The sequence below is a fragment of the Dyadobacter linearis genome (genome assembly GCF_907165045.1).
GTDB lineage: Bacteria > Bacteroidota > Bacteroidia > Cytophagales > Spirosomataceae > Dyadobacter > Dyadobacter linearis.
Genome location: NZ_CAJRAU010000002.1, coordinates 769876 through 789649, shown reverse-complemented (window position 1 = coordinate 789649; position 19774 = coordinate 769876). Strand labels below are relative to the sequence as shown.

Annotated in this window: 12 protein-coding genes; 2 read left to right on the top strand and 10 right to left on the bottom strand. The window is 47.9% G+C overall.

The annotated features are described in order from the left end of the window. Positions 1-110: 110 nt before the first annotated feature. From KOD92_RS09290 to KOD92_RS09245, 10 genes are all read right to left on the bottom strand, one after another. Positions 111-1595: a mandelate racemase/muconate lactonizing enzyme family protein gene (locus KOD92_RS09290; protein WP_215233260.1), complete on the bottom strand. Its 1485-nt coding sequence runs from the start codon at positions 1593-1595 to the stop codon at positions 111-113. A 48-nt stretch (positions 1596-1643) separates the two neighbouring features. Beyond that, the gene (locus tag KOD92_RS09285) at positions 1644-2576 is read right to left on the bottom strand and encodes an RraA family protein (protein WP_215233259.1); all 933 of its coding nucleotides are present in this window, start codon (positions 2574-2576) and stop codon (positions 1644-1646) included. A gap of 27 nt (positions 2577-2603) precedes the next feature. Then, on the bottom strand, positions 2604-4136 hold the full coding sequence (locus tag KOD92_RS09280; protein ID WP_215233258.1) for a SusD/RagB family nutrient-binding outer membrane lipoprotein: 1533 nt from the start codon (positions 4134-4136) through the stop codon (positions 2604-2606). Between the two features lie 111 nt (positions 4137-4247). Continuing rightward, the gene (locus tag KOD92_RS09275) at positions 4248-7712 is read right to left on the bottom strand and encodes a SusC/RagA family TonB-linked outer membrane protein (protein WP_229254607.1); all 3465 of its coding nucleotides are present in this window, start codon (positions 7710-7712) and stop codon (positions 4248-4250) included. Between the two features lie 123 nt (positions 7713-7835). Beyond that, positions 7836-8930: a FecR family protein gene (locus KOD92_RS09270; RefSeq protein WP_215233257.1), complete on the bottom strand. Its 1095-nt coding sequence runs from the start codon at positions 8928-8930 to the stop codon at positions 7836-7838. 133 nt (positions 8931-9063) lie between these two features. After that, positions 9064-9690 (bottom strand): RNA polymerase sigma factor, encoded by a 627-nt coding sequence (locus KOD92_RS09265; RefSeq protein WP_215233256.1) that lies wholly within the window; start codon positions 9688-9690, stop codon positions 9064-9066. Between the two features lie 168 nt (positions 9691-9858). After that, positions 9859-11859 carry a plastocyanin/azurin family copper-binding protein gene (locus tag KOD92_RS09260; RefSeq protein WP_215233255.1) on the bottom strand — a complete coding sequence of 667 codons (2001 nt, stop codon included), beginning with the start codon at positions 11857-11859 and terminating at the stop codon, positions 9859-9861. A 26-nt stretch (positions 11860-11885) separates the two neighbouring features. Beyond that, positions 11886-13613 carry a family 16 glycoside hydrolase gene (locus KOD92_RS09255; RefSeq protein WP_215233254.1) on the bottom strand — a complete coding sequence of 576 codons (1728 nt, stop codon included), beginning with the start codon at positions 13611-13613 and terminating at the stop codon, positions 11886-11888. Between the two features lie 123 nt (positions 13614-13736). Further along, the gene (locus tag KOD92_RS09250; protein WP_215233253.1) at positions 13737-14231 is read right to left on the bottom strand and encodes a hypothetical protein; all 495 of its coding nucleotides are present in this window, start codon (positions 14229-14231) and stop codon (positions 13737-13739) included. Positions 14232-14311: 80 nt separating this feature from the next. Continuing rightward, the gene (locus KOD92_RS09245; RefSeq protein WP_215233252.1) at positions 14312-14521 is read right to left on the bottom strand and encodes a response regulator transcription factor; all 210 of its coding nucleotides are present in this window, start codon (positions 14519-14521) and stop codon (positions 14312-14314) included. A 353-nt stretch (positions 14522-14874) separates the two neighbouring features. On the opposite strand from KOD92_RS09245, the gene KOD92_RS09240 reads away from it, so the two are divergent. Then, a complete protein-coding gene (locus KOD92_RS09240; protein WP_215233251.1) occupies positions 14875-18132 on the top strand; it encodes a SusC/RagA family TonB-linked outer membrane protein in 3258 nt (1085 codons plus the stop codon). A gap of 42 nt (positions 18133-18174) precedes the next feature. Continuing rightward, the gene (locus tag KOD92_RS09235; protein WP_215233250.1) at positions 18175-19770 is read left to right on the top strand and encodes a SusD/RagB family nutrient-binding outer membrane lipoprotein; all 1596 of its coding nucleotides are present in this window, start codon (positions 18175-18177) and stop codon (positions 19768-19770) included. Positions 19771-19774 lie beyond the last annotated feature (4 nt).

The window sequence follows — 19774 nt, the reverse complement described above, 5'->3', positions numbered from 1 at the left end:
AACACTAATTCTTCTTTAAAAAACAGGTTGGTATTGTTGAATACAGCGAACAGCTGTCAGAAATGAGGAATTTGATATAGCCGGACCTGAATGTCCGGCTACCATGTTGATCAGCTCCAAAGCCGGTCGTGCGAGCGTTTGTCGTTCCAGTCGGGAGTGGGGGCGAAGAAGCTTTTGTCTTTCGGATTCAAATGCTTTTTGACCTCTTCGTCAACGAGTTCGATCCCCAATCCCGGCGCTTCCAGCGGCACGGGCGCATAACCTTTGTCGATCAGCTTGCGTCCGTCGGTCGTTTTCACCAGACTTTCCCACCACGGAACATCCACAGAATGGTGTTCCAGTGCAAGAAAATTCTGGGTTGCCGCCGCGCAATGCACATTGGCCATAAAACTTACCGGCGTTCCCGCAAAGTGCATCGCCATCGCGATACCGTGCTCTTCCGCGTAGTCGCCGATACGTTTGGTTTCCAGCAAACCGCCCGACGAAGCCAGGTCCGGGTGCACAATATCAACCGCCCGTTTTTCGATCAGGGCTTTAAAACCTTCCCGGAGATAAATATCCTCGCCGGTCAGCGTGGGCGTTTCCAGCGCGTCGGAAATGGTTTTCCACTGATCGGTATATTCCCAGGGTACCATATCTTCCAGCCACGCGAGGCGGTATTTATCCAGCGCCTTTCCGAGCCGAATGCCGTTATTGATATCAAAATGCCCGTAATGGTCAGTGGATAATGGGATTTCGTAACCGATCACACTACGCACATCTTCCACAACCCTCGCCATTTCATCCAGTCCTTTTTGAGTGATCTGAATGGCGGTGAAAGGGTGTTTGGTATTCGCGTAGGAATGGTAATCGCCCGCCCACTGCGAGAAGCCGCCGCCCCAGAATTTATTGTTGACGACCGCATTTTCACTGTTGCGCAGCATACCGATCGAAACGTCCATTTTCAGCCAGGTGTAGCCCTGGTCCTGCGTACGGAATTTGATCTTCTCTTTAAACTCATTCAGATCGTTCGACTCGGGGGTATCTGCGTACAGCCTTACTTTATCACGATACCTGCCGCCCAGCAACTGCCAGCAGGGAACGCCGTAAGCTTTTCCGCAGAGGTCCCAAAGTGCCATTTCAACAGCGCAAACGCCACCGGCCTGTCTTCCGTGGAAGCCAAACTGCTTGATCGATCTAAAAAGCTGTTCAACGTTACAGGGATTGTGGCCAAGCAAATGTGCTTTCAAACTCAATGCATAACGCTCGTCGGCGCCGTCGCGCACTTCTCCGAGACCGTATATTCCCTGGTTGGTATCAATGCGGATAATGGGCGTGCGGCCCACATTCTGAACAATGCAATACCTGAGATCGGTTATTTTTAAATCCGAAGGCTTCGAGGCGCGGCTCACTTTCGAGGTTGTTTGCGCAATGGTATCCTCGGTCGACATGGACATAAATCCACCCAGCGCAATCCCGCCGAGGGCAGAGTTACGCAAAAAGTTGCGCCTGCTTGGTTTTGTTGCGGGGTTGTTGATTTCCGCAATGGCCGCCTGCTTCTCAGCCTGTTCCACTTTTTTGTTACCCGCAATGATTTCGTTTAAAATGCTTTTCATAGTTTCTGAATGGTTTAAGAAAACAGTTAGTTGGGCGAACGTGAAGGATCAGTAGTTACGCTCTTTTAAATAATCATCTAATTCCTTCTTCGTCATCGGCAGCTTGCCGGGGTAGTTATTTACCCAGTTAAGGAAATCTTTTTGAATCGCGTCCGACCATTTCGTATCGATTTCTCCCGGCGTATATTTGCCTTCGCGCAGGCGCAGGTGACCAAATTCGTCACGTAATGCTGTCACTTCCGACGTTAGTACGAGTTCTTCAACCAAATGGGCGGGGATGAAAATGGTACCGTACTTCTTGGCCAGTACCACATCACCCGGCAGCACGATCGCGCGGCCAATCCGGATCGGTGTATTGATATTGACGAGCATCATTTGCTGGATATACGAAGGATCCTGGCCTTTCATCCACGCATTGAAACCCTTGATCTCACTCAACCCTTCCACATCGCGGACTGAGCCGTAAAACACAACACCGCGCTTTGATTTGGCATAAATGGAGTTGCCGAGGTTGTCGCCTATCAATGTACCGTCGGCCACTTTCCCGTAACCGTCGGCCACATACACGTCGCCTTCTTTCAATACATCAATTGGCCAGGAGTTGGTCCCGCCGGTCTGCACGCGACCTTCTTTTTTACCAGTTTCTTTGACTAAGTCCTGCAAATCGGGGCGGGAGGGCACATATTGGGCGGTTACCACGCGGCCGGTCATAGTACTGTCTGTGTGGATCAGCTGCCAGTCGCCCTCGAATTGGTTATGGTATCCTTTGTTCCGCAGCACACCCCAGGCTTCTTCCATGGAAATGTCTTTCAGCCGGGCTAGGATCGCGTCGGAGACTTTCGGGCGGCCGTCGGGCATCCGCTCGCCTTTCCACGCGGCGGTGTAGGCTTTGATCTGGTCGGGTGTAGGGGAGATCGATTGTGCTGTGGCGGTAAATCCCAGCAGCACAAGCGCTCCCACCAGCAAATTTTGTTTTAGCATAAATGAAAAATTAAGGGTTAGTAATGCTTATTTGTCCCAAAAAATAGGCGTTCCGAGCTCATCAGGGCCCATTCTTGCTATTGCTTCTTTATAGTTGGCTTCGTTCACAGATCTTTCGCGGACCGGGTAAACCAGCCTTTTGATAAAATCTTTAACGGAAGGATCTTTCCCCGGATAATTGTTGACAGGCAGCACCGGAAATCCGCTTCTTCGGAAGTTTGCCCAGGCTTCCGAACCGTTCAGGAAGGAGGATACCCAGTATTGGTTATTGATCTGTTCCAGTGCTTTTGCAGCAACAAACGGGTTTGTAGCCAGGTAGGCGGTTTGCGTTGCCTCGGGAATGGCGGCAGAAACATCGTAAGTGGTCATTTGCGCCATATGTGCTTTCACACCGGCCTCGTACAGTGCTTTTACATCGCCGGTTGCCCAGCCGCGCTGCACAGCCTCTGCCAGCAGCAAAGAAGTTTGGGAATAAGTGATAAAAAATTCCGGCGCATCGATCTTCCCAACTGTTCTGCGATTGATTTGCGAATATTTGAAAGCAGAACCAATTTTACCTGGAAAGCCAGGTATAGCAGTGATGGTTGACTCGTTATAGCCATAAGGCATTCCCTCCTGATTGGCGGGGTTTGTGTCCTCGGCACCCACTGTGGCGAGCGGATTTCCCGGCGCTTCATACTTCACAGCAATTACTTTCAGGCGCGGATCAGCAGTGGTTTTCAGATAATCAATAAACGCTTTGCCCATATAAACGTTGCCGCGTTCTGTTCCCTGGAAATAACCGGCAAGGGGGTGATTGAATGTGCTGTTAAATGCGATAAATGCATTGTCGGCATTGCTACTTTGGAGGCCCCCATTCGCCGCGTCAACTGCAATCGCAACATACTGTTTTGCTTTCGCCTGATCAATTTTCGAGTAACGCATGGCAGCGCGCAGCAAGAGTGAATTGCCCAGCTTTTTCCATTGCGCGATATTTCCTTTGAAAAACAGGTCACCGCTCTCGATCGCTTTCGATGCGTCCAATCCTTTGGTTCCTTCAACCAGTTCTTTGAGGATATCATCGTAAATCAGCTTCTGGTCATCGTATTTGGGCAAATAAATACCTTCCAGAAATGCTTTTCCGGCCTGGAAGTAAGGCACATCGCCATAGGTATCTACCAAAACCATAAATACATATGCCTTCCAGATCCGCGACATGTTATACAGATTGGATCGGTCTGCATTGTCTTTGGTCTGTGCGATCACAGTAGTGAGCACATTTACCGGTCCGTTTTGCAGGTACAGTGAATTGAAATTGGCATTGGAATTAGGATCCGTCACAACATTGTGGTTTCCACCTTCAACTACACCCGTAAAAGGCGTATTAATCTGCTGGACGATCTGCATCTGATAATGCTGTGTCGCAATGGCCGAAGAGAACTCCGCATTGGAGAAAAGATAGATCGGATCAATGCTGGTGGCCTGTACCGGATTTTTATTAACATCTTCAAAACCCTCGTCGCAGGAACTAACCCCCGCCAAAAGCAAAACCGCCGAAATGTATATAAGTGTTCTTTTCATATCTAATGTTGAATGACCGGGTCGCCGGTGCGATGAATGATTGAATGATTGAATAATTAAATGAGTATTCTCCCTTCCTCCCTTCCTCCCTTTCCTCCCTTTCCTCCCTTATTATAGCTTCAAATTCAAATTAATCCCATAACTCCTTGTCGTTGGAAGGGTGTGGGTTTCGATGCCTTGCAGGTTGTCCGATGCGGATACCTGTGCTTCCGGGTCAAGGTTATCGATGTATTTTTTGATCATCAGCACATTATTACACATGGCGGAAATGGTCAGACCCTTGATAAAGGTTTTTTCTCTTAGGAACCGGGAGAGATCATATCCGATCGAAATGGTTCTCCACCTTACAAAAGCGCCATTGTAAACAAAAGGCGAAGCCAGGTTGGTGCTGCGGTATGCGGTGTAAAACTGTTCCGCTTCCACCCTGGTATCATTGGCAGACCCATCGGCTTTCACGCCTTCCAGCAATACGCCACCTTCACGACCCACCAGAGAAGTTTTGGACAATCCTTCCCGAAGGAAGTTCAGGTTAGAATTGGAGAGGATCTTATTTCCAGCCTTGAAATCGATCTGAGTGCCGATGCGTATTCCTCTCACGTTAAAGGAGTTTACCCATGCACCAACCCATTTGGGGATCGCACTGCCAAAGGTTTTGAGCTCACCTTGCTGAGGCAAACCTCCCGAAGTAACGATCCGGCCCTGCGCATCTTTTTTGTAGTCAAATCCGCGCAGCGAAGCAAGCGGTTTGCCGACTTCATGCGAAACAATACCGAAAAACTCGCCTGTACCCACATCAAACCGCGGTTGTGGCGGCGGCCCTGGTGCCAGTTCGATTACCTTGCTGATGTTGTAGCTTCCGTTGAAGCTGGTTTCCCAGGTAAATCCGTCTGTTCTGGTTGGTACGATAGTCAACAGAAATTCAACCCCCTTGTTACGCAGCTTACCAACGTTGACCTTGGTCTGGCTGAAACCGGAAGCATTGGAAATATCCACGTTGAGAATCTCGTCGATCGTATTTTTGCGGTATAAGGAAATGTCAAGGTTCAGGCGACTGTCAAAGGTTTTTATTTCAAGACCAACTTCTGTTTCTTTTACTTTCAATGGTCTCAGGTTCGCATTCGGGCTGACGGTCGAAGGCAGGTTCCCCAATGCAGTTCCGTTAAATGGATTTGCATTGATACCGTAATAGAGATTATTGGAATAGGGATCCGTATCACCACCTACTTCGGCGTAAGCTGCGCGAAGTTTACCATAGTTAAGCCAGTTGGGTGCATTTGCAAATGCCTGACTGAATACAAAGCTACCGCTCACCGATGGGTACAAATAGCTGTTGGACTGCGGATTTAAGGTCGAGAACCAGTCATTCCTACCAGTTACGTTCACAAAGAGGAAGCCTTTGTAGGAGATTTCGGCCGCACCGTAAATCGAGTTTACTTTCTTTTTGCTGTACCCGTAATTCGGCGTCTTCACTTGCCCGTTTGCAATGGTATACAGATCGCGAACATAGAAGTTGGTCACAGCCGTGGACACGTTGTCACTTACCTGCAGCATCTGGTTGCCACCCAATGTAATATCTATCCCAAAATCACTAAAACTGCGGTTGGCACCAATCAGAACATCCAGGTTACGCTCGCGGAAAGTGGATACATCCTGGTAGTAATATCCGTTGAAACCTGTTGTCACAGCGCTGATAGAGCGGGTACCGGTAGGACGGTTATAGTTATACGGACGCGTGAAGTAATCCTGACCAATGCGGCCCTGAACGAAAAGCCAGTCTGTAAAATCATAACGTACCGACGTATTTCCGAAAATCCGGTCGCGGCGCACGTTCTCGAAACGGTCGTAGGCGACCCAATAGGGGTTATTTCGGTTCGTAAATCGAGCCAGCGGCATTTCGTTACCATTTGCATCTTTGCGGTTTTTGAGCCAGTCCGTATCGATACTCGTTGCCAGCGTGTAGATGGTCGTATTGGCATTCATATCCTGGATACCGATCTGCGGCGGGTTTTTGTTGTATTCGTTTGAATAGTTAGCATTAACCTGTGCAGATAGTTTTTTAGAGAACTTGTAGTTCAGGCCGAGGTTAAAGATTCTTTTGTGGTAATCAGAATTCGGCATGATCGCATTCGCGTCGGTATTGGCAAACGAAAGCCTGAAATTTCCCTTCTCATTTCCACCCGAAAGCGCAATGGAATTGGTGAAGCTGGTACCTGTGCGGTAAAACTTTTTAATGCGGTCTTTGTGAGGTGAATAAGGCTGGATACTCCCGTCAAACTGCGGGGTAGGGGCATTATCGAATTTTTCACCAAAAGCAAAAACACCAGAACTTTGTGCCTCCGCAACGTTGGTTGGCCGTTTCCCAAATTCTCCCTGGCCATATTCATATTGAAAATCGGTATAATCGAGCGCTTCCTGAGCCTGGAAATTGGAGTTGACCTCCACGCCGATACCGGTAGTCCGGCTTCCGCTTTTGGTCGTGATAATAATCGCCCCATCTTTCGCCCGAAAACCATATAGGGCCGCCGCAGCCGCACCTTTCAGGACCGTCATCGACTCAATATCATCCTGATTAATACTCTGCAACCCGTCGCCTGCATCCGACGAGCCGCCGGTAGGGTTACCTGTGCCATTTCCATTCGATCCACCCGCTGAAACGCTGCTATTATTGATCGGAACGCCGTTTACAATGATTAGGGGCGAGTTGTTGCCGCCAAATGAAGACTGGCCGCGGATACGGATCTTGGTCGATCCGCCTGGGCCGCTCGCTGGTGGAGTTACATTCAAACCTGCTACTTTTCCCTGCAAACTGTTTCCTAAATTAGTCGTTCTGTTCGTGGTAAGTTCCTCTGTATTAATAGTCGCGGTTGAATAACCCAGCTTTTTGGCATCCTTTTTAATACCCAGGGCAGTGACGACTACCATTTCCAGGTTCCGCACGTCCGGCTGCATGGTTACTTCGTACACAGACTGACTGCCGAGCGCCACTTCCTGAACTGTGTAACCCACATAAGATAGTATGAGTGCGCCGCCCGCATCGGGTACGCCGATTTCGAAACTACCTTCCGTATTGGTTGAAGTACCGGTTTTGAGTCCTTTTACCACAATACTAACCCCCGGCAACGGCTGGCCTTTTTCGTCCAGGACCTTACCAGTGATCGTGCGGTCGATATTGGATGGATTTCGGATATCAATCAGATTAATACCCTGATCAGGTTCGTTTTTGATCAGTATAACCTGCTTACCATCAATCTTATAGGTTATATTGATCGGTTTGAAAAGCTCGTTCAGCACATCTGCCAGCGGCTTTTCAACTGCATTAATGGAAACCTTCTGCTGCGTTCTGATCAGCGACGAATTGTAGGTAAATTTCACTTGCGTCAGCTTATTTAGCCTGGTCAGAACAGACTTCATATCCTGATTCGTAACCTGGATCGTAATACGCTGATTTAGAATATCCTGTGCGCCAACCGGGCCCGCCAGGGAAATGTTGGCGAAGATGAAGGCAATTATTAGTTGGTAAAATGACATTCTGAAAGCGCTGTAAATCAGCCTTATCTGGTATCGGTGTTTTTTCATGTTTTAAAAGTTTTGTTCTGATTTAAAAATGAGATGGCATAGCTATATTCTCATAGGCACACGCGGACTATTGTTATGAATGAATTGTCGGGAAAAACTGGGGTATTGGGTCTGCTATTTGGCTTAATTACAACCTCTTGAACTGATCACTACTTCTCCATCCATCATTTCGTAAGAAGCTCCGATTGCCTGGCATATTGCGTTCATCCGTTGTTTCAGGGTTTCATCGTCGAACTGCGCACTAATCCTGCATTGCGCCAGCAAGTCTGCATTATATTGAATCTGAATGCCATATATCTTTTGCAGCGTATTCAAAACCTCCGCGACAGGCTTATCATCGAATACCTGGTTGCGCTGTACAATCGACTCGACTAGGATTTCGGGACTTTGCACATTGCCTCTTTCCAGCCGGTTTTCTTTTCGGTTAAAAACCGCCTGCTCGTTGGGACTCAGGATTACGCCTGATTGCGGGGCGCGTTTTTCCTCGGTGTGTTCATATTCGGTTTTCGGAAATACGGAGACGCGGCCGGTTTTCACAGCCACCAGCACCGTATTCTCATCGTCAAACGCTTTCACGCGAAAACTTGTACCGAGCACTTTCGTCACTGTTTCATTCGTGTACACGAGAAATGGCTTGTTTTCATTTTTGCTTACGTCAAAAAACGCCTCGCCTTTCAGATAGACGCGCCTTTCGTTTTCAGCGAAAGTTTTCGGGTAGCTGATACTGCTTCCCTTCGCCAGGGTAGCCACGCTATTGTCGCTAAGCAGAATCGTCATTTCCTGCTGCGTGGTATTGGTACGTATTTCCAGCTCAGACTTAATATTAATAGCATTTGCGCTGCTGGCAGGCTGTTCTTCGGATTGTTTTGAAGTAAAATAAAGTACCCCGAGACCAGAGATTAGCACGATCGCCGCAGCCGCTTTCCAAATCGCCGGCAGGAAAGAACGCAGGCGGCGATTGTATTTTCTTTCTTCTGCCATGCGGGTGATCTCTGCAATCTCCTGATGCAGCATTTCGTCCGTAAGGTCGTCGCTGTAAATGCTGTGCACCGAAAGCACAAGTTCCCTGGCCAGATTGACCATTGGGACCTTATCCGGATTTTCGTCCGTCCAGCGGTTCCAGAAAAACGAAATTTCAGGCGTAGGTTCCAGGACCCAGCGACGGAACATTTCGTCTGTGGCAAGTTCCTCCACCGAAAGCGACCGGTAATTAATCATCGCGTAAAAGTTGTTATCATAACTGGCTGACGAGGAAAATGCCTTTTAAATAGGTATGTCAGCTTTTCGGCAGTTTATAACCAAAAAAATCAAAATAAATTTGAAATAATGATAAAATTAGGGCGGGAAGGGATCAGGCGCCGGTCTTAAAGTACCAAAAACCCAGCATAACCAGCCAGAAAAACTCGGCGGGAGTCCAGATTTCCTTGATCTCTTTTAATGTACGATAGAGCAGATTGGCGACACTTTGCCGGCCAAGTCCCATTACATTTGAAATATCTTCGTGGTCGAGGTTTTGGTAAAAGCGCAGGTAAATGATTTCCTGTTGTCTTTTAGAGAGGAGTGAGATGATCTGTTTTAATCGCCCCTGCTGGTGTCTATTGTGTTCATCTTCAATAATATGGACTTCCACGGAAGGATCGGATTCATTTCCGTCAAAAAAAGCAGATTCCGGTTGCTGGAATCTTTTCAGCCGAACACTTTCCTTGATAAGTCTGTGCCTCAGCGCTTTGAGCAGGTAGGATTTAACAAATGCAGTCTCATTTAAAAACGACCTGCGTTCCCACAAATCCATGTAAAGTTCCTGAATAGCGTCCCGGATGAAATCGGGATCAGAGGAGAATTTGGTGGCGTAGTTATAAAGTGACCGGTAGTGGATCTGGGCAAGTTTTCCCATAGCCTCAGAGTCGCCGGCTTTGAATTTTTGCCAGAGGCGAACGCTCAGGTCGGAGGGATAATATTTGCTTTCTTCTTTGCTCAAATCTCAGTTTTTGTGGGGTTTGTTTAATTTATTCAAAGAATCATGCTACTGAAAGCGGGGCAAAATTTTAATCTCCTTGTATCAACCTATTCAATCATTCTGAAAAATAAAAGAAAATTACTTCCGCAGAACCCTCTGATTACCAGATCCTGCGGAAGATTTCGGGTGTTATTTGACTACCTTCATTTTACCCTGCATCATGGTATAATGCCCGGGGAAGGTGCAAACGTATTGGTAGGTGCCCGCCTGTTTCGGCGCGACAAAAAAGATGGATTCTGACTTCTCCGGCTCAACGATATTGCTGTGAAACAGAACGTCGTTTGTCTTCGGAACGTAATTCATTTCTGAACCTTCCAAACCAAGGTTAAGCCCTGCTTCACCAACTGCATTGGCAGTTCCCGGCTTGGTAATCACCAGGTTATGCAGCATATCATCGTTGTTGTTGAAGACAATGCGCACGCGTGAACCAGCTTTCACCTGTATTTCAGAAATATCGAATTTCAGGCCCGGCACAGTTCCGATCGTGATGGTCTGATCTGGTCCTTTTGTCCAGCTGGCCGGCATTTCAGTCACTCTTTTTGCAGAAGCAGCAGTGTTGGCCGCATTGGTTTCAGCCGCAGGCATATTGTGCGCACTGTGGTCAACCGGAGTGACTTTTACAGTAGTTGTAAACTGCGCGCTGCTGGCAGGATTTCCCGCCGCGATTTCGTTGAGGGTATAGTATCCGGTGGTATGCAGCAATGCATTTCCGTCCGCACCTTTCACACCATCCGCCTTGATCTCATGAATATAACCCTTCCGTAGTGTAGCAGGATCAACGACCAGCCTCACGCGCATTCCGTCCTCGGACACGATAATACCTTTCAGCGGCACTTCCTGCGTATTGATAATCGGGCTGCCGTAGGTTGAGTGATATTTGTAAGTAAAACTGTTGAGCTTATACGCATCCTGGCTCGCAGCGGCCGCCTTGTCTATCGGGCTGGTGAATGTGATCTCGAACCCGTCCGGCGTAGAGCGTACCGTTTTCATTTCAAAAGGCATTTTTCCCGTCCAGACGAGTCGCTGAATACCGAACTCCGATTTACCGGTAGCAGACCAGCCGCGGCTCGTTTGTCCTACAAACATTGAACCGTCCAGTCCCCATTCCATTCTCAGAATACCCGACATAAAACCTTCTCGGAAGGGAAAAACGGTTCCCTGCCACACGCCATTCACTTTTTCGAGATCAACCCGGGTGATAATACTATGTCCCTGATCACCTACGAACATTTGTCCCGCAAACGGCCCGAATGCGCCATTAGTAACGTCTTCTTTGAAATCGGAAGTAGAAATTCCGACCAGTGTATGAGGAAACCAAACCGCCGGCGGCTTGATCCCGGGCACTTTTTTGGCAACATCATAAAGTGGCTCGCCGGTATTAGGAACCTCGGCAGCTGTGATCTTAACCGGTGAACCTTCTTCCTTGCCCCATTTCAATCCAGCAGGGTTACCTGCGAAATCGCCTTTTTCAAGATGCGTCATGCGGCCTGAGCCGACCCAGTCGCCCTGGTTTTCAGTATAAAAAATATCTCCTTTATAAGAACCAAAACCCGAAGGCGAGCGAAGTCCCGTCGCATAGGGCGTCAGTTTTCCGTCTTCTCCCAGTTTCAGCATCCAGCCCCTCCATTTGGAACCACTTGCGCCGCGGCCTACCCAGTCGAGGTTGAGCGTTACCAGAAGTTCTCCGTTTGGCATGGCCACCGGCCCGTACGAATACTGGTGGTAATTACCTGAAAGCGGCCATTTTGCGAAAGAATCGTACACATCGGCTATTCCATCATTGTCGGTATCTGCCAGCCGTGTTACTTCTCCACGTTGGGAAATCAGAAAATCTTTGCCCCTGTACAACAGTCCAAGCGGCTCGTGGAGACCCGTTGCAAACTTATGGAAAGAAGGTTTTCCGTCGCCTTTCAAATAGGGGTTACCTATCATCCACACTTCCCCGCGGCGTGTAGAAGTAGCCAGTCGCCCATCGGGGAGCACCTGCATGCCGCCCACTTCCATTTTAATGTTTTCGGGAATGGGTATGGTAACAATGCGGTAAAAATCGTCTTCCTTATTTGGCTTTGATTGCGAATACGCGCTCAGGCAGCCGAAGGAAATCAGTGTTGTTAAAAGTATATTTTTCATTTAAAAAGAATGCGGTTGGATTGATTTTACCAAAACATGGAATAGCTGGTGGTCGCTGATACAGGTAATATCAGCTCCTGTACCTCGCCAGCCGGCCGGATCAGCGGCTTTGATTTCTTGTCTGTCTGCACATAATACTTATCGTCGATCTGGTAAAGTCCTTTTTCGATCTCCACGACCTGCTTACCACTTGCCAGCAATGCAAAAAGCGGCTTGTCTGATTTTCCCTGCACCTCAAACGTACGCGACAATGTATTCCCGCCGGAAACCAGCTGGTCAGTTACAGTAGCAGCGCCCAATGCGTAGCGAAAAACCGGGTAGCCCTGTGGATTGATATTGTAGCCAAGGAAATTGATATTCGATGAATCCGGCCAGGCAGTGGCGTTTGTTTCCAGGGCTGCAAGGCTGCTTCTGCCCGAAACGTGCACTTTCAAACCAGCGGGGAACAATAATTGCGGCTCGCCACGCTCGTACCACATTTCTGTTACGTCAGCAAATTGTCCTTTCCAGGCCTGGATCAACGCGCCGCGGTTAAGGTCAATCGTATAGTTCCATCCGTCAGCACTACCTACCGATATACAATGTGTGCGTTTGGATTTTTCACCGTCGATCAAAACGAAAGAGCGTACCATTTCCGGGCGCATATCAGGATTTACGCTGATGTATGGTTTCGGTTCAGGTTCCGGAAGTGATGAAAGCGTATGCAGATCGTACGGACGAATGCCTGCTTTTTCAACACGCAAACCCAAAGCAGGCTGCCGCCACGGAAACCGCGAATAATGTATTTTGAACTTATGTTTTCCCTGAGTCAGATTCGCAGTGCCTTGATGCGATTCCTGCGAAGTCGCTTCACCTGTTGCGATAATGCTTTTACCATCAATGTCAAGGTCGAACATCGGACCTGAGTAGATCGTTGTAAAAATGTAGTCGCCGGCTTCTGTTACGTCCATTTCGCCTTCGTAAACGAGGTGAAATTCGCGCATTCCGTTGGTTACTTCCTGTGTGAGGGTAGTGCCAGTGCCTTCGTGGTCGAGTTTGCTGTACGTTTTGCTATCCCATTTGTCGGAATAGACTTTATAATTGAGGCCAGTCAACGTCAGCGGTTTGCGGCTTGCCAGCAACTGGTAACCGATATTGCGGAATGCGATGGTGCCTTTTGTTACTTCCAGCGAAAGCGGCTGACCGTCGGCAGCCGGTTTGGAGCTTGGCAGGTAGATGGTTTCCAATACCGTCACACCATTTAGCGACAAGGTATTCAACCGAGCTGAACCAGGCAATGCTGGAATAGCTGCATCATAGGACAGCTCGATGGTCTGCCAGAGGCCCGGCGCTTTGGCTGCGTTCTGGGTTGGAAACTGGCCTACGTAGCCCGAAGTGAGTGTACTTTCACCTTTCAGCTTGCTGCTGTCGGAGATCCGCACTTTCTGACCGCCCGGTAATATCAAAAACCCTTCCGCGCCGGGGGATAAATTGAATTCTGCATAAAAGCGGAGGTCGCTGGCTTTTAATTTGGTGGCGATAGCTGCGCCAGGATTTCCAACCAAAATTCCCTCGCCGGACTGGGTTTTGACTTTGGTAAGTCCGGCAGGATGAATGGCGATATTTCCCTGAATGGTCCAGTTAGGGCTACTTTTCTCAAATGAAGTGAGGTCTTTTAAGGGTAGGGGTGAGTAATTTCCCTTGCCCGACTGGCCCCAGACTACCGCGGGACAAGCGAGCAATAGGAGGGAGACTTTCCGGAAAAAATGGTGCATCGGCTTTATTAAGTGTATTGTTTACAATTAAAAAGCGAAGTTCGCAAATTTTTCTACTAATATACCCGGAAATATTAGGATTTATTTTTACGCCGGAAAATAGCATTTGGCACGATGTGCGGATCAATTTTTGGTTTGTTGCAAAGGCTGCCCATAGACGGCGATACCAATCGCTTCAATCTCTGATTTTGAGAGATAACCTTCGGGTAGCGATGCTTCCAATGCACTATATGCCTCATTCTTTACTGTGAAAGTATAGCGTTTGTCCGATATAGGATTTCGCAAAATCAGCGCCTGCTTTACAAATAGTAGTTCAAAAGAACCCGACTCAATATCCAAATTCTGCCAGTTTTCTTCTTGCAAAAATATATTGATCATGTAAGGTTTAAGCTTGCTGTTATTCAAAATGAGGTGGAGCCGTTTCTGGTCGTTTTCAGTATCCTTGGTCACTTTAATATCACAAGTCGGGATATAAAATCCTTTTGTATCGTGTGCAATCTGCTCTGCGTTTTCGAGCAAAACCGGATTTTGCTTTGGTTCATTGCTCGTTTTGTCACAAGAGAATAATGTGAAAACCAGTGTGGATGCTAATAGTGTGAAATTCAGGGCATCTTTCATGATAGTGTATAGAAAGTTAGAATGTGCTCAAAGCTAAATGCCTTTTAAACAGGATACAATACCCCAAAAAGGAGTATTTTTTACGTAGTACTCCTGTTCAAATTGGCGTAGCGGATCGCAAATACATTGAGTTTTACATCTTCCGCGCCAAGCTGCCGGAGCTTTTTGTTGATGTTCGCCCGGTGTTTTCGGATCGTTTCTAGACTGATAAACAACTTTTCAGCGATCACTGCGGAGTTGTATCCTTTCCCGATAAGCATCAGGACCTCGTGTTCCCTTTTGGTAAACATATTTTTTGGTTTTAGGTGGTCTCAATTACCATTGAGACGTCGCTCTACACAAAAAGTAACGGATCGTTGAATATTTGACGAATTAGTTCCTGCTGAAAGTTTAGCTGCATTGAATATTTGTCTGCGAGTAGCGCCTCTCATTAAACTTTCGTAATAGTGTAATGCTGGTGAATAAACCGACTGGGGAGCGGTTTCGTCTGGGCAGGGTTTGTGCTGCTATACCTGATTTGTTGATAGTATGTTAATAAATACTTAACACAAATCAGTCCTCAAAGCCGGAAGTTTGTATTTGGAAATAACGGTCTCAGCACCACCATCTTTTTCTAAATAAAAACAACTAAACGACTGCTCAGATGATTAAACAACTCTACTCTCACTTGCGGCTTGGGCTCCTTGGGCGAAGCAGGCAAGCCATTTTCCTGGTGGCTTTCTCGCTGCTGTCCCAGGTAGTGAGCGCCCAGACAGAAGTTACCGGAAAGGTAACTGCCAAAGAGGATAATACGCCCGTTCCCGGTGTCAGCATTGTGCTGAAAGGAACTACGACCGGTACCATTACGGACTCGGAAGGAAACTACAAAATCGAAGTGCGCGGCGATGCGCCAAAGCTTTCATTCTCTTTCTTAGGATTTGCTTCTCAGGAAATTAGCGTTGATGGGCGCAGTAATATTGACATTGCAATGGCGGCCGACCAGCGTCAGCTTACCGAGGTGGTAATCACTGCTTTGGGTATCAAAAAAGACGTCAGGAGAATCGGGGTAGCTATTCAGACGGTTGACGGAAATTCGGTGGTAAAAGCTCGCGAGCCGAATGCGATCAATGCGCTGGCAGGTAAGGTAGCAGGCTTGACGGTGGGTATTCAATCGGAATTACTCCGCAGACCGAACATTCAGCTGAGAGGGAATTCAGACGTTCTTTTCGTTGTGGACGGCGTGCCGGTCAATTCGGATACCTGGAATGTGAGTCCTGATGATATTGATACTTATTCCGTTCTGAAAGGTGCATCTGCATCAGCATTGTACGGTTTTCGCGGAAAAAACGGCGCGATCCTGATCACTACAAAACGCGGTACAAAGGATAAGAGAGGCTTTTCTGTGGATTTCAATTCCTCCACAATGGTTGACAATGGATTTTATGCTATTCCAAAAGTGCAGGATCTGTACGGCCCGGGCGATCACGGCCGCTATGCATTCGGTGACGGAAAAGGCGGTGGATTGAACGACGGAGATTATGACGGTGGCTGGGGACCTAAATTTGAAGGACAACTTATTCCGCAATACGATAGTCCGGTGGATCCGGTTACGGGCCAGCGCCAGGGAACTCCGTGGGTAGCACGCGGAAAAGACAACTTAACGCGCTTCCTGCGCCCGGGCTTGCTTTCGACAAACAACATTTCGGTGTCAGCGTCAGGCGAGAAATATAATCTTCGCTTTTCGACCTCGCATACGCATCAGAAGGGAATTGTGCCGAATACCAAGCTGAATATCACGAACTTCAATATGGTAGCGGACTATAATTTCTCGAAAAAACTGAAATTCAACTCTTCGCTGCAATACAACCGTCAGTATACGCCGAATATTCCGGATGTTAATTACGGACCTAACTCCATCATTTACAACATTGTACTGTGGGCAGGAGCCGACTGGGATGTGGATCAGATGCGCAATTACTGGCAGCCGGGCAAAGAAGGTCTGCAACAGATCTACGCCGAATACCAGCGTTACAATAACCCGTATTTCATGAGCTACGAGTGGCTGAGAGGTCACCAGAAATCGGATATCATCGGTCAGGTGGGAATGACCTATCAGTTCACCGACTTCCTGGAAGCTACATTGCGCTCACAGATCACGACGTGGAGTTTGTTCAGAAATGAAAAAATGCCTTACTCCGCCGGCGCTTATGGTCGTGACGAGAGGCGGGGCGATTACCGGGAAGACCGCCGGAATTTGTTTGAAAACAATACGGATGTGCTCGTTAAGTTTGATAAAGACGTTTTGCCGGGCCTAAATGCGAAGATCTGGGCAGGAGGGAATATCAGAAGTTTTGAATACAATGCGGCTTACGGATCTACTGACTATCTGAACGTACCGGGATTGTACAACTTCAATAACTCGGCAAACCCGGTGAAAAGTGCCAATTTCAATTCAGCAATGCGGGTAGCTTCGGCTTATTATTCTGCGGATTTTACTTACAAAGACTATTTCACAGTTTCGACGACGGGCCGGATGGACAAGCTTTCCACGCTTCCAAAAGGCAACAATGCATTCTTCTATCCCTCAGTGGCATTATCGACGGTCATTTCGGATTACGTAGCGCTGCCGGAAGTCATTTCCTTTCTGAAACTGCGCGGTTCTTATGCCAATGTGAAGGATGGTTTGACCATGTCGACGATCGGTACCAACCCGACAGGTTCCAACCCGCTTGAATATGGTGACCAGTATTTTTCACCTTACGACGGACCTTCCTATCAGAATGCGGCGGTTTATTCAACGCCATTTGCCTACAATAATACACCTGCGGCCTATTTTACCAACCAGCTGAATAACCCGGCGCTCGTTCCCAACACTTCGTCACAAACGGAAGTTGGTGTCGACCTGCGCGTGATGAAAAACAGGCTGGGACTTGACGTAGCGTATTTTGTGTCAAACGACGGTCCTAGGATCTTTGCACTTCCGGTATCAAGCACAAGCGGATATAGCTCGGCGCTGGTAAATGGTATTGAAACCAAGAAAACCGGCTGGGAAGCTTCTCTAACGGGTTCTCCGATCAAGACTGAGAATGGTTTCAACTGGGATGTAGTGGCTAATTACTCTACTTTCAAGGAAGTTTTGACAGAGATTTACCCTGGTCAGGATGCATTGAATACCTTCTTTCGCGTGGGCGACAGAATGGATAAATACTACGGTCGCGCATTTGCCAAAACTGCTGATGGTCAGATCATTAATGACGACTCAGGCCGGCCGGTATATTCACCTGTCAACCAGTTCCTTGGCTACGTGAATCCTAAGTTTGTATTGGGTATCAATAATAAATTCAACTACAAAAACGTCAATTTCAGCTTCCAGTTTGACGGTCGTTTTGGCGGTGTGATCTCTAATTACATTCAAAAGCAGACTTTCCGCGGCGGTCGCCATATCGAGCTGGTACAAGGTCAGCTGGGCGCTTCCAGAGAGACGGATTATCAGGCTTTCAAGAACAATACAGAAAACAAAACCTACGTAGGTCCTGGTGTTCAGGTTGAGGGTGGAACTGCATTGAATTTCGACGCTGACGGCAAGATCACAAACCTTTCCGAACTGCGTTTCAAACAAAATGCGACCGCTCAGAATGTTCAGGACTGGGTAAGCCGCTATTACAATAGCGACGAAGGCAACCTGATGAGCCGCTCGTTCGGAATGCTTCGTGAGGTAGTTATCGGTTATACTTTGCCACAAACCTGGCTGACAAGAAGCAAGTTCATCCGCAATGCGTCGGTTTCCCTGGTTGGCCGTAACCTGCTGTATTTCGCTGAGAAAAAAGATATCGACCTTAACCAGTTCGTATCTGGCGGCAGCTCCGACCTACAAACTCCTTCGGTGCGCCGCTATGGGGTAAATGTTAGCCTTACTTTCTGATCAGCCGCTTAGTTTAATCTGTCATCAAAAATCTTGAAAACAATGAAATTCAATTATAAACTCATAGGATTCAGCACTGTTTTTGCCCTGATGCTTTCAGGTTGCGAGCGGAGCTTTGAGGACCTGGAAAAAGATCCAAACCGTCCCGTTACTGCCCCGGCCTCTCTCGTTTTGAAGGGTATTGAAATGGATATGTACAGCAAAACGGGCACACCTTTCAGCGACGAAATGCGTTGGAACCAGTTTTACGCGATCAATTACAATTACTACGGAAATAACGAATATCAGTGGTCAGCCTTTGAAGACCATTACCCTACGTTGAAAAACGTGATCAAAATGGAAGAAGAGGCCAAGCGGGCCGGTGCTGCTGATGTGAATGTATATTCAGCACTAGGCAAATTTTTCCGTGCCTTTTTCTTCGATCAGATGTCGGTAAGGGCCGGTGACCTGCCGATGAGCCAGGCACTGCTCGGCCTGGAAGAGGTAGCTCCCAAATACGACTCGCAAAAGGATGTGTACATGCAGATCCTGACGTGGCTTGATCAATCGAATGCGGATATGACTGCGCTGATCGCAGCGGGCGACACGAAGGTAACGGGTGATTTTTACCTGGGAGAAGATCTGAAAAAGTGGCAGAAAGTGGTAAACGGTCTCAAACTCCGCATATTGATCCGTTTAAGCAAAAAGGAAAACGAAGCGGGAATGAATGTAAAAGCCCGGTTTTCAGAAATGCTCGCCAATCCGACTAAATACCCTTTAATGGACGGAATGGCTGATAATCTGGAATTTAAGTTTAATAATTTCAACAAATATCCTTCCAATCCTGACAATTTTGGTTTCGACGCGACCAGACAGAATATGGCGCAGACTTACGTGGGGTTGCTCACTGCCCGCAAAGATCCGCGGGTAATGGTTACTACCGAGCCGGCGGGTTCTCAGCTGAAAGCAGGCAAGCAGCCGTCGGACTTTACAGCATTTGTGGCAGCTAGTTCCGGCGAAGATCTTTCGGATATGTCCAACAAGGCCGGGAAGAACAATGGAGCCGGGTTTGCTCCGGGAGAGTATTCTTTCCAAAGCCGGTCGCGGTACTATTCCAACTATACTGGCGAGAATACGTTCATCGTCGGCTATCCTGAAATGTGCTTTAATATTGCCGAGGGTATCAACCGCGGCTGGGCAACCGGCAGTGCAGAAGATTGGTACAAAAAAGGTATCAAAGCTTCGCAGGAATTTTATGGTGTAAAAACGGGCGCGCTGACTATGACCTATTCCAAAACGGGCGGCCGGGCAGCGACAGACTTTGTCAACTATACCATTAATTTCGATTTCGACGCGTATTACGCGCAGCCGCTTGTTAAGTATGCGGGCAATTCAGTAGCCGGTCTGGAACAAATCGTTACGCAGAAATACCTGGCGTTTTTCATGAATTCGGGAATGGAAGCGTATTTCAATTACCGCAGGACCGGATTTCCTAAGTTTATGACCGGCGTGGGAACGGGAAATTCAGGCAGGATCGCCGTAAGGTGGCAATATCCGCTGACGGAAAGGACTACGAATGAGACGAACTATAAAGCAGCAATTCAAAGTCAGTTTTCGGGAAAAGATGATATCAACGATCTGATCTGGCTTTCGAAGTAAGTCG

Coding starts and splice junctions, on each gene's coding strand:
- KOD92_RS09255 (WP_215233254.1), bottom strand. CDS start 13,613: ATGCACCATTTTTTCCGGAAAGTCTCCCTCCTATTGCTCGCTTGTCCC.
- KOD92_RS09285 (WP_215233259.1), bottom strand. CDS start 2,576: ATGCTAAAACAAAATTTGCTGGTGGGAGCGCTTGTGCTGCTGGGATTT.
- KOD92_RS09235 (WP_215233250.1), top strand. CDS start 18,175: ATGAAATTCAATTATAAACTCATAGGATTCAGCACTGTTTTTGCCCTG.
- KOD92_RS09240 (WP_215233251.1), top strand. CDS start 14,875: ATGATTAAACAACTCTACTCTCACTTGCGGCTTGGGCTCCTTGGGCGA.
- KOD92_RS09280 (WP_215233258.1), bottom strand. CDS start 4,136: ATGAAAAGAACACTTATATACATTTCGGCGGTTTTGCTTTTGGCGGGG.
- KOD92_RS09260 (WP_215233255.1), bottom strand. CDS start 11,859: ATGAAAAATATACTTTTAACAACACTGATTTCCTTCGGCTGCCTGAGC.
- KOD92_RS09290 (WP_215233260.1), bottom strand. CDS start 1,595: ATGAAAAGCATTTTAAACGAAATCATTGCGGGTAACAAAAAAGTGGAA.
- KOD92_RS09250 (WP_215233253.1), bottom strand. CDS start 14,231: ATGAAAGATGCCCTGAATTTCACACTATTAGCATCCACACTGGTTTTC.
- KOD92_RS09275 (WP_229254607.1), bottom strand. CDS start 7,712: ATGAAAAAACACCGATACCAGATAAGGCTGATTTACAGCGCTTTCAGA.
- KOD92_RS09245 (WP_215233252.1), bottom strand. CDS start 14,521: ATGTTTACCAAAAGGGAACACGAGGTCCTGATGCTTATCGGGAAAGGA.
- KOD92_RS09270 (WP_215233257.1), bottom strand. CDS start 8,930: ATGATTAATTACCGGTCGCTTTCGGTGGAGGAACTTGCCACAGACGAA.